Below are 2,155 nucleotides of genomic sequence, written 5' to 3' on the forward strand. Positions count from 1 at the left end.
TGTCAACGCCGGCTGAAAGTTGACCCCTCTGTTCCGGCCGAATTTTGACCCCCTCGCTGTTTGTTGATGTTCAGTCGTTGGTCTTGATGGCTGCGGGGACGCGGCCGAGGTCGCGGTCCTTGAGCCGGTAGCTGTCGCCCTTCATAGAGACGACTTCGGCGTGGTGGACGAGGCGGTCGATCATGGCTGCGGCGACGACGTCATCTCCGAAGACCTCGCCCCATCTGCCGAAGGGCTTGTTCGAGGTGACGATGAGGCTGGCGCGTTCGTAGCGGTTGGAGACTAGCTGGAAGAACAGGTTCGCGGCTTCGGCTTCGAAGGGGATGTAGCCGACCTCGTCGACGATCAGTAGCGGGATCCGGCCGAGTTTGACCAGTTCGTCTTGCAGGCGCCCGGCGTGGTGGGCGTCGGCAAGGCGGGACACCCATTGGGCGGCGGTGGCGAACGCGACGCGGTGTCCGGCCTGGCAGGCCCGGATCCCGAGGCCGATGGACAAGTGGGTTTTGCCGGTGCCGGGCGGGCCGAGGAACACGACGTTCTCTTTCGACGCCACGAAGTCCAGAGTTCCGAGGTGCCCGATGGTCTCGCGCTTCAACGATCGTTGGTGCTCGAAGTCGAACTCCTCCAGGCTCTTGCGGGCTGGGAAACGGGCTGACCGGATGCGTCCTTCACCGCCATGAGCTTCGCGGGCGGCGACCTCGCGTTGCAGGCAGGCGGCGAGGAACTCCTCATGCGTCCACGACTCCGCCCGAGCCCGCTCGCCCAGACGCTCGACCGACGCGGCGAGGGAGGGTGCTTTCAGCGCGCGGGTGAGGAACGCGATCTCGGAGGACACGTTGCGGTTGCTGGTTTTGGCCATCAGGCGGCCACCTCGTCCAGGCCGAACATCCGGTCGTAGTCACTCAAGGCTCGACGCTCGACCTGAGCGTCGACGGCTGGCACCGGGGTGTGCTGGGCGGCGGCCCGCAGGTCAGCCGCGGCCTGGCGGTGGACCGGGTCAGTGATCGTCTGATGTCCGGCCCAACAACGCTCATGCTGGGCAACCAAACGGCCGTCGCAGGACACCTGGACCTGGTCGCAGTCGGCGGTGACCTCGACCCGTCGGCCAACGACCGACGGGTGCACCGAATAGTCGTTGGCGTCCAACCGGACGTAATGATCACGTGGCAAGCGGGTGGCCTGTCGCCAGCCCACCACCGGAGCGACCGGCGGCAGCGACAGCATCGCGGCCCGGTCAGCGTCCCACCGGTCCACCGGGCGGCAGCCCAACACCCGGTGCTGACGGTTGTTCGCCCGCGTCAACCACTCGGTCAGCTGGGCGTTGAAGTCATGTGCTGAGCCGAACCGGCGCCCGGGCAGGAACGACGTCTCCAGATAGCCGTTGGCCCTCTCCACCAGGCCCTTGGCCTCCGGGTCCGCCGGCCGGCACTGGATCACCTTGACGCCCAGGGTGCCGCGGAAGGCGTTCATCGTCTCGGTCAACTGCGGCCGACCGGCCCGCCACTGACCGACCGCGGACTCGTTGTCCCACACCAACGCCTTGGGCACCCGCCCCCACCCGGAGATCAGCGTCCAGTGCCCGACCAGCAGATCCGGCGACTGCCGCGACGGGATCATCACCGCTGACAACCACCGCGAGTAGCCGCACACCATCACCAACACCGGCGGCCTGCCAACCTGCCCGAAGCCCAACGGCACGTCCGCCGGCGGAAACCACAGATCACACTGCGCCAACTCGCCCGGCAAATAGTCCGTGCGCTGGCTGGGATCCAGACGACGGAACAACGGCCGCAACTGCTGCACCCGATCGGCGAACACCGTCTTACCCCGGGTCCACCCGACCCGCTCCATGATCACCGTCGTCGGCATGTCCGGGAACTCCGCCAACAACACCCGGATCTGCGGCTCCACCGCATCCACGATCGAGCCCTTCACCGCCCGCTGATAACGAGGCGGCTCATGACTGGCCAACGCCTTCCGCACCGTGTTCCGCGAGACCTCCAGCCGACGAGCGATGGCCTTGATCGCCATCCCCTCCGCCCGGTGCAACCGACGGATCTCTGCCCAGTCCTCCACGCTCAGCACCTCCCGATGCTTCCGGAAGGGGTCAAAATTCAACCGGAACCACGGGGTCAGTTTTCACGCGGCGTCGACA

At 66.8% G+C, this 2,155-nt stretch carries 2 protein-coding genes; both read right to left on the bottom strand.

What is annotated here, in order from left to right; translation table 11 throughout:
- Window positions 1–70: 70 nt before the first annotated feature.
- Window positions 71–859 carry an IS21-like element helper ATPase IstB gene (istB, locus tag AB0C15_RS32545; protein ID WP_357358593.1) on the bottom strand — a complete coding sequence of 263 codons (789 nt, stop codon included), beginning with the start codon at window positions 857–859 and terminating at the stop codon, window positions 71–73.
- A complete protein-coding gene (gene istA, locus AB0C15_RS32550) occupies window positions 859–2,085 on the bottom strand; it encodes an IS21 family transposase (RefSeq protein ID WP_357358595.1) in 1,227 nt (408 codons plus the stop codon). The genes istB and istA overlap by 1 nt, the downstream gene beginning before the upstream one ends.
- Window positions 2,086–2,155 lie beyond the last annotated feature (70 nt).

Source organism: Micromonospora sp. NPDC048835, from assembly GCF_040649995.1.
GTDB lineage: Bacteria > Actinomycetota > Actinomycetes > Mycobacteriales > Micromonosporaceae > Micromonospora.

Excerpts from the sequence above, each read along its gene's own strand:
- istB (WP_357358593.1), bottom strand. The coding sequence starts at position 859 with ATGGCCAAAACCAGCAACCGCAACGTGTCCTCCGAGATCGCGTTCCTC.